This window comes from Microcoleus sp. S36a_B3 (assembly GCF_036700745.1).
Lineage (GTDB): Bacteria > Cyanobacteriota > Cyanobacteriia > Cyanobacteriales > Microcoleaceae > Microcoleus.
Map to the genome: position 1 here is coordinate 1 of NZ_JAUBPN010000059.1, position 9,128 is coordinate 9,128.

Below are 9,128 nucleotides of genomic sequence, written 5' to 3' on the forward strand. Positions count from 1 at the left end.
CGGGAGTTAGGAGTTCTTTTTCTTTGATACCGATTTGTTTATTCACTAATTCTACCAGTTCCATTTCATCGATAATTCCCGCTATTATTCCTAAATAATCTATGTTGAGGACTTTTATTTCGACTGGGGGCTGATTCATGATTTTTTACACCTGTGTTCCTGACTCTATTATATACTTTTGGAAATAGTTGAGACCGTTGCTATATATTTATTCCATGTATGGGTAGTAATAAATATGTAGTGAGATTTAATTACAGTAATTGAATACATAGGATACTTTTATAACTCATAGAATCAAATTTTGTGATTTTAATATTTCTTTACGCGCTTGAATGTAGATTGAGTTATAGTTATGCTATTATAATAAATTATTGCTGAAATCTTTGATACCTGCCCAGATTAATTTAGTCACATAATATGCTATCCTTACGACCAAATTGCCCTAATTGGGGTTCAACTCACATAGTTAAAAATGGTAGAATTCACAATAAAGAACCCAAATACAAATGTCAAAGTTGCGGCCGCCAAGAAAGTCGAAAATCCGACAAACAAAGTAATTACCTCAGAAACGAAAAATTTAATCGTTCGACTTCTTTTGGAGAAGATTTCTTTGGCTGGTATAGCTAGAAGCACGGGTGTTTCTCAAAAATGGTTACAGGATTACGTAAATAATAAATATGCCTCAATCGAACGCACAGTAAAGGTTAAACCTAAAAAAAAGTCAGATTGAATGTTGAATGTGATGAACTGTGGTCATTTGTAGATTGCCAAGAAAATAAGCAATGGGTGTGGCGCCGCAATGGATAGAGACACCAGAGAAATTATTGGTGTTTATATTGGCGATCGTAGCGAAGAACGAGCCAAACAATTATGGAATTCTCTACCTCCTGTATATCGACAATGTGCTGTTTGCTATACAGATTTTTGGCAGGCTTATGCTTGTATTTTTCCTTCGCTACGGCATCAGCCAGTTGGTAAAGACAGTGGAAAAACTAATCACATTGAAAGATTTAATAATACTTTGCGCCAACGTGTTTCTCGGCTCGTAAGAAAGACTATTTCATTTTCTAAAAAGTTAGAAAACCATATAGGTGCTATTTGGTATTTTATTCATCATTACAACTATGTTTTGAGCCAATGAATATCTAATCACTACATATTTATCACTACCGAATATCTAATCACTACATATTTATCACTACCCATGTATTTATGCCGACAAATTTAAAACTATTAAACTTGTCTAAATATCTGCGGGATGTGGGCTACAGCTCGACAGACAGAGGAAAGCAGCTCCTTAGCGGCCGCTATCTTTTACGGTTTGTTGATAAATTTCAAGCATTCGATCGCACTCTTCGGGAAACATCGCTTAGAGTTCGGCCTGGGTGCGGGCGTCACTAACCAAGTCTCTATTTTGCGCGATCGAAGTATTCGGAAATAGTGCAGCGGCAGCAATGACTCACCGCCGAACTTAGTTGAAGCATTTTGAGCAACAATTACAATTCACATCACTTGTTTGGGAATCAACTCGATTTATATAATCAGAGATTAATTTTTTTCTTTGGCATAACTAAGACAGGTTAGTTATTCCCACTTTTTCCAAGCACTGAGCTAAAGTTTCTGCACTGCGGCCGTGGCTAAATTTGGCCATAATTTTTTTCCGAGATTCCCGACTAAGGCTCAAAGCAAGTTCGGGATTTTGCAGTATATTGGCGATCGCATCTGCCATTTCTTCGGGTTTTTCTGATTGAACTAATACAGCATCCACGCCGTCATCTACTAGCTCAGAAGTTCCACCTACATTAGTAACAACCGATGGCACTTCCATCGCCATTGCTTCCATCACAGCAACCGGAACTCCTTCATTTAAACTTGCCAAAGCGAAAACGTTAGCTACTTCTAGACCTTGGCGAATTCGCTGTTCCGAAACAGCCCCAATTAGCTCCACGCATTCGGACATCGATTTATCTTCAATGATTTTTTGTAGCTCTTGGTGATATCCGCTGCCCCCTTGTTCATCCTCGCCTGCAATTTGCAGCCTCACGTCAAATCCCCGATTTCGCAGCAATTCTACAGTCTCAATCAAGTATTTATGACCTTTCACCGGGTTGAGGCGACCGCAAGCAAAAATCTTGCACGGACTTCCTTCTTGCCAAGGCTTGTAAGGGCTGCTGCGTTTAATTTCTGCAATATTAACTCCCATGGGAGCAACAGCTAATTGTTTCGGAAGAAAGTTTGCTAATTTATTTTTGACATCATTGAGAAGCAGTTGAGATATGACGATCGCAAAAGCCGCATTTTTCCACTTTTGTTCCTGATTAGACCCGTACACTTCTAGAGTAGGCCCGTGAAGAGTTATACTGTAAGTACAGCCTGTAAGAATTGAGTTAAATAAGGCTATATTGGCGGAATTAGCACAGGAATGAACGTGGATGTGAGACCAACCTTTTATTTTTGTTAACCTTGCTAATTTCCCAGCAACCAAAACCAGTGCTAAGAGTTTAACTTTTTCAAATAACGATGTATCTCTCGCTTTGGCAATAACTGCGAGGCACTGCCACCATGCAGCGGGACCTGCTTTGAGAACCTCTAGGAATGAATTAATAAAATCTTTCGCAGCAAAAGGAAATAGATAGATAGTGTTTTTTTGAGCTTCTTCTGCCCATACGTGAGAAGCGATCGCTCTGGGGGGCGGTTGAGTTGATACTAAATCTGTTTCAATTCCAAGTTCTGCAAGAAATTGTCGCTCACGCCACAAAAAGATGTGTGTTTGTCCTGGAAATTGTGGAATAAAGTATCCAATTTTGGTCTTCATTTCTTACCTGCTTTATAATCTTTAATTCAAGGATATTTATCTACTATGTCGATGCACTAACACTTTTATCGCCGAGCATTTTTTCGTAAATCTCGACGATTTTTATCGCTTTGTTTTCCCAGGCAAATTCTCTGGCTTTTTCGATCGCCTTAGCTGACATACTTTCCCGCAGCCGATCGTCTTCGACTAACAGCTTAATTTTACTTGTCAACTCCTGTGTGAGATACTCTCTCGAAATCGGCTCGATCTTAAAACCAGTTTCTTCATTCACGTACTCACCAATACCGCCGTTATTAGCAACTATGCAGGGGAGCCCGCAAGCCATAGCTTCCATTACCACTGCGCCCCCGAACTCTCGGATCGAAGGAAAGCAAAAAATATCTGCTTTCCTATAATAATCCAGAGTTTCTTGTTGATTTACCCATCCGGCAAAGCTAACTATTTCCCCTAAATCAAGCTTCTTTATTCGGTTTTCCAAGTTATTTCTTTCTGGGCCGTCTCCTACTATAGTTAAGCTGATTTTACTTTGAATTACCGGGTCTAATTTCCCAATAGACTCAATGACAATATCGGCACATTTGTAAGGCACTAATCGACCCACAAAAAGCAGATTGATATGGCTAACATCTTTAATAGGGATATTTGTCTGGTTTAAAAATTCCTCCGAAATGCCATTTTCATAGAACAAATCAATTCTTTGGTCAGGGATTGCAAACAAATCTTTTAGCATATTTAAAGTATAGGTTGAACCGGCTAAAATTTTATCTGCTTTTTTGTAAGTGTCTACATAACCTGGAATTAATGCTCGACCAACTGCTCTCAAAAAGTTGAATTGAGCAAATTCTTGTTTTGCAGTTTCTTGAAAACCTGGGGGAAAGGGAATGCCCCCATTCACAGGGCCTAGAATAAAAGGAGTCTGCTGACAAACACTGACTACCTTAAACGGATACCGCGGCATCATGGGCGTAATTGCATGAACTATGTCATAATCTCCGTTGAGGATTTTACCTTTAAATTTTTGATATACTTGCTGATTGAATTCTTCATAGATTGGGTAACTCAAGGTATTATAAAGAGGCCAATTTACTCGCCCGTTTGCGGTAATTTTTGCGACTATTTTATAATATTGTTTTGTTAACTTTCCTTCTTCTAGGTAGACAATATTTTCGTATTCTGGGTATTCTTCGAGAGCTGATTTATTTCTAATATGGGTGATGAGGGTTACATCAGCTAAATTATTGATATTTTTAAAAAAGTTATAGCCCACCAAAGGTACTGATGCCCATTCGGGATTGCACTGTTCTACAATTAGTAGAATTTTTAATTTTTGATCGCTCATTTGTTGGCTAATCAGGGGGTAAAATTTCTGGGAAATTAGCTGTAATTCTAGCTTGCTGAATTAATAGAGTTGGTTGTTTTGTATTCGATCAACTTGCTCTGCTGCCCCAGCAATCGGTGCTGGTGAAACTGGATTTGACCTTGTAGCTGGGGAAATTTGGCTAATACACATGAGAAAGCGTAGATGGCTGCCTCTTGAGTTGTGAGATCCCGATGCTTTAGATAATAGTTATAGGTGCGATAGGTTGCTAAGGGGTAGCCACTCAATATTAACAGACTCCAGCCTTTTGTCGGCCATGCCATTGTCAAGGCTAACACTGGCAAGACTAATCCCCAGAACCAGGTACTTTGGGTCTCTTTGACCCAATGGCGCTCTGGTTCGCTGCCGTGCATCCAGGCTCCCTCGGCGTAGGCGTGACCCGCTCTTTGAGCGCGCTTCCACCACTGAGCAAAACTGGTCATTTGCGCGTCGTGCAGGGTCATTTCTGCGTCTAAGCGAAGGATTTTCCAATCTTTTTGGCGCAGCCGCAAGCACAGTTCGGGTTCTTCGCCGGCGATTAGTGCGGGATTGAAACCTTCGACTTGCTGAAATGCTGTGGCACGCATCATGGAGTCGCCACCGCAGGCTTTGGTTTCGCCGATGGGGGTATCCCACTCGATGTCGCACAATTGGTTGTAAATGCTTGCTTTGGGGTATCGTTCTCGCCTCCGCCCGCATACTGCTGCTAAGTCGGGTTTGGCTGTGAGTTCGCTGTAGGCGCGATCGAGCCATCCATCAACTACTTCGCAGTCACCGTCCACAAATTGGACAAATTCGATGTCTGGTGCTAGTTCCAGCAAGCGGGCAAAGCCTTCGTTTCTGGCGCGGGCTGCGGTAAACGGTATAGATAAGTCTAGTTCTACTGTATCAGCTCCGAGCGATCGGGCTAACTCTAGGCTGCCGTCTGTTGAGCCGGAATCGACGTAGACGACGCGGGCAACTTTGTCTGTGGCCGACACTAGGCACTGGCGGAGGCGCTGCCCTTCATTTCGTCCGATCGCTACTAATCCAATTTTTTTCAAGTCTTACCTCTTGAATTCGACTACTGAGAAGTTCCTTTAATATTTTACTGGACTTTAGACTAAATAAAGATGAGAACGGTGGCTTTCAGAAGAACTAGAGCTACCGTTAAGGAAAAAATGAGGATGAAAAATAAAACCTATCCACTCCCTTAATGCAATACTTCGGACAGTTTTATATCTAGTCGAGTCTCCGAAACCCTTGCGGGCTATAGACTGGACTCTTTTTTCAATGTTTGAGTTCAGCCCTAAGTTTCAGAAAATGCGTAAAAAATGGCAGGGCTTACTCTGTAACCCACATTCCGCACCCCCAAGGGGCAGCGTAGGCAGATTGAGGGGATAAAAGTGAATCATCCGAGATCGAGCGTGAGTAAAAACACTCAAAAATCTGTGCAACGAGATCATCACTCTGTTAGGGATTCCTAAAAATTGACATGAGGGCATTAATTCAATCTTCTTAACCCATTGAAAGTCAAAAATCAGACAATTAATAACTATTAATTTCCAGCATATATCGCCCGCATTATGACAATAATACATCACTGCTGAATCAAAAAATATTTAAATGTAAGTCAGGTTAACTAATCAATAATCGAGTTCATTTGGCTCTCCTGAAGTTATGGTTATAAGTTTATCTAATCAGAAAAGCAAGCTAATACGCGATTCCTAAAATTATTAAAATTAGAAAAACCATACCCTTGCCGCATTATCAACTTAATCCGATTGTTGATTCCTTCCATGACTCCACTTGTTATGCGATGAAGAAAGTAGTTGCAAATACCCTCAAAATGATTCTCAATTGTTGATGCAGCTTCTCTAAAAAATACTTGTGGATGATTTAGCCATTCTTTGATTTTCTTCTGCCCTTTTTGTACCGTCAAATTAGTCTCATATGTTTCTCTAAATTTTTCTTTCATCTCATACGCAATTCGCAAACATTCGGATTTTCCTAGTGTCATTTCTAATTTATCAATCTGGTCTTGATTTAATTTTAGTCGATTACTTAATAATAAATATTTACTTTGCCTATCTGTTATTCCGGCTGCTTTACGTAACTTATTTAAGTCTTTATTAACTACTTTCATATGAAAACGATCAATAATAACTTTGGCATTTGGGAATACTTTTTTGATAACCTTAGGGAATCCTCCCCACATATCAACACTGACTTCCTCAACTTGTTCACGAACCTCAATTGCTTGTTGCATCAGGACTTCAATGATTTCTTCACAGCGATCAGAATCAATCATCTCAATTAAATTACCTTCGCCCAGGTCACTCACAACAGTCACAAAATTTCCTTGACCTTTTCGCATACTTATCTCATCCAGACCAATTCGTTTAACCCGTTGCCAATTCGTTTTTTTTTAGGGTGTTTACCTGCTCAAATATTCCTTTTATTTCGTCATAACTCAGTCCTTCTTCTCTGCCAATTTGCTCCAGGCTCGATTGTTTAACACGCTCATAAATATTTTGTTCGTATCGTTGAGTATGCCGTCTTTTAACGTCCAAAAAATCTAATTTTTCTGTTGGATACCGTTGAGTAAGTTAGGACAGTAAAACTGCCGTCGTGGGATTTTTAGATATACAGGACGACCAAAAACCGACAAATTTCTTACTAAAATTGGTCGATTTTGATGCAGTTTTTCGGTAGGATTATTACAATGATGACAAACAATTCCTTCTGATAAAATGCTCAGTCCCAAGAAAATTTTTCCCTCAACTTGAGTACAAGTTTCAACCCTGACTCCAGGCAAGGCTAATAGATAGTCTAGATGGAAGCTCATAACGGTAAATGTATTAGTAGGTACATTTTACACCACAAACTCAGGAGAGCCGTTCATTTCACAACAAAAAGTAATAAGACCGACAGGTGACTGGAAATAAACTTAATATGACCAACCGTTCCGATGTCAAATTAGAAACTTGCTGAATTCCTTGAATACAAACCGCATGAATTGATTGAAAACTTTGGAATATCCAGCGCAAAGTAGGTCAATTTGTTCCTTTGCCCAATTGATTTTTTACGGTTTTATTACTGAGTTGCAAGTTTTGCCTGAGTAACCTTTGACCTAAAGTATAAACCAACAAACATAAACCCATTATTAAAGTTAAAGCCTCGATTCTTTCTGGGGATTTGAGGAATACACTATCCGTAAAAAATAGCGGGTCTTTTAGGAACCCAAACCCTCTCTCTGCCGACTGCTGTTCCTTATATTTTACAATCATTTCACTTCTGACTTAATTGCTCTGCATCCAGCACATTAGTAGCTAAGATAAATCTGCCACTAGCTTTGGTTATTCGGGCTACCACATTCGCATCTAGTTCTAGTTTTGCTTGAACTTTAAATGTCAAGGTAGAGCTAGAATTATCATGAGAAATGGTCGAATCCGTAGCGGGTTTTACTGTAGTTTCCCCGCAGGTAATTTGGGTTAAATTATGATATTTTAGTTGTTTGGATAAACGATTTGCTGCTGCGGAGGCATCTGCCGAACAAGCAAATTCAATATTTGATAACTCTCGCAACTTTTTCTGACCCTCAATTTCAGCTTTTTTGAGGTTTTTTTCATTCCTTACGTTGGTCAGCATCACGACGCAAACTGCTCTCTACTACTAACCATCTTTGTGTAATTCCACCATAATTACTTTTGTGTTCTGACCAACGATATCCCGTCACAGAACAGCCGTGAAATTCTGATTCATTTAATTGAGATACCAGTTGCTGTGCTTGTTTCAGACTGAGTGGTACACGAGTTAACCATCTTAAATTGGTTAACATTTCTAAATTGGGAGCACTATATAATGCACTGTCAGCTACCATTAAACTGTCGAGATTTAATTGTTTTTTAAAGTCTTGACAAATTGAGGCGAATATGGAATTATCTGATTCGTTTCCTGAAGCTACTCGTAAAAATAGTGGCACATCTCCGTCTCCACTACAAATTAGGTCTAAAATGAACTGTTTTAAGTCGGGGCTTGGCCCTTGAGAGTAACCGTAGGTAATCTGAATTGGTACTGGGGATGTTTGATGATTGATTGATGAATTATCTAACTGATTGTGATCTTTTTCTGTCCTTTCAAAAGATATTGATGGTAATTCTTGTTCATATTTGCCATGTAGATGAAATGAACTTGAGTCGAGGTGAGATGTGTCGGTATTTATGTCGAATTTTTGAGCGGCTGACAGGGCAATAGTTGTGAATATTTCTGTGATTCCTGCCAAATATAACTTATCTAATACTCTCCCTAAACGGTCATCATTTAAATGTGATGCTTGAATCCCCGTTCCAAGTAAATGTTCTACTGCTTTCCCTTCAAAAAATTTAGAAAATAAATATAATGGGGCCGCAACCATCCCTAATCCATTAATAATCATGGCTTTAACTATCAGGCCGGGACTGACTATTTCGCCCGGTTATTCGCCTATTAATTCATTGATTTTTGGGACAATTCCTATTTCATCAATTAGACCGGCTATCAAGCCTAGATGATCTAGGTTTTCTACTTTTATCTGGGATGCTTTCTGCATGGGCTGCTGAATCCTGATTTGAGCGTTCATCCATCTCGCCAGTTTACACTATTTTTGGTGATGATTGGTTACGGAAGAGCGATCGCAATTAACGCTTTTTCGCGGCTGTGATCGCCTTACGGATACGTAATAAAGTTGGTTTTTTACCGAGCGCAATTTTAACTGATATCAGATTTAACTCACGCCCTCACCTCAATTTTCCAGAATAGACTACTGGGTAATGCTGAGTGACCGAGATACTTGAGTATTTCTACTCATGATGGTCTCGGATGATTCACTTTTACCCCCTCAATCCGCCTACGCTGCCCCGGTAGTGCTAAACAAGTAATGATGCATTATAATGATGGATGAAATACCAGATAGCACCGATATGGTTGTCTAATGAC

6 protein-coding genes and 3 pseudogenes are annotated in these 9,128 nt (G+C 39.7%); 1 reads left to right on the forward strand and 8 read right to left on the reverse strand.

Annotated features, from left to right (window positions below; translation table 11 throughout):
* Nucleotides 1-139: DUF4277 domain-containing protein (locus tag QUA01_RS27555; protein WP_442921597.1), on the reverse strand; the 139-nt coding region annotated here is incomplete at its 3' end.
* A 278-nt stretch (nt 140-417) separates the two neighbouring features.
* Here QUA01_RS27555 and QUA01_RS26910 point away from each other — a divergent pair.
* Nucleotides 418-1,141: pseudogene (locus QUA01_RS26910) on the forward strand (IS1 family transposase).
* A gap of 429 nt (nt 1,142-1,570) precedes the next feature.
* Here QUA01_RS26910 and epsE read toward each other — a convergent pair.
* The 7 genes and pseudogenes from epsE to QUA01_RS26945 all read right to left on the reverse strand — a co-directional run bounded on the left by epsE (nt 1,571) and on the right by QUA01_RS26945 (nt 8,742).
* Entirely contained in the window at nt 1,571-2,815 is a 1,245-nt protein-coding gene (gene epsE, locus QUA01_RS26915; RefSeq protein ID WP_333093586.1) for an exopolysaccharide biosynthesis GT4 family glycosyltransferase EpsE, read from the reverse strand.
* Between the two features lie 43 nt (nt 2,816-2,858).
* Nucleotides 2,859-4,154 carry a glycosyltransferase family 4 protein gene (locus tag QUA01_RS26920; RefSeq protein WP_333093584.1) on the reverse strand — a complete coding sequence of 432 codons (1,296 nt, stop codon included), beginning with the start codon at nt 4,152-4,154 and terminating at the stop codon, nt 2,859-2,861.
* Between the two features lie 47 nt (nt 4,155-4,201).
* Nucleotides 4,202-5,215, reverse strand: a complete 1,014-nt coding sequence (locus QUA01_RS26925; protein ID WP_333093583.1) for a glycosyltransferase family 2 protein — start codon at nt 5,213-5,215, stop codon at nt 4,202-4,204.
* A gap of 632 nt (nt 5,216-5,847) precedes the next feature.
* Nucleotides 5,848-6,552 (reverse strand): annotated as a pseudogene (locus QUA01_RS26930) (ISL3 family transposase); the annotation flags it as partial.
* Nucleotide 6,553: 1 nt separating this feature from the next.
* A complete protein-coding gene (locus tag QUA01_RS26935) occupies nt 6,554-6,724 on the reverse strand; it encodes a transposase family protein (RefSeq protein ID WP_333093582.1) in 171 nt (56 codons plus the stop codon).
* A 5-nt stretch (nt 6,725-6,729) separates the two neighbouring features.
* The gene (locus QUA01_RS26940) at nt 6,730-6,999 is read right to left on the reverse strand and encodes a transposase family protein (RefSeq protein ID WP_333093581.1); all 270 of its coding nucleotides are present in this window, start codon (nt 6,997-6,999) and stop codon (nt 6,730-6,732) included.
* 58 nt (nt 7,000-7,057) lie between these two features.
* Nucleotides 7,058-8,742, reverse strand: a pseudogene (locus QUA01_RS26945) (IS1634 family transposase).
* Nucleotides 8,743-9,128: the final 386 nt, after the last annotated feature.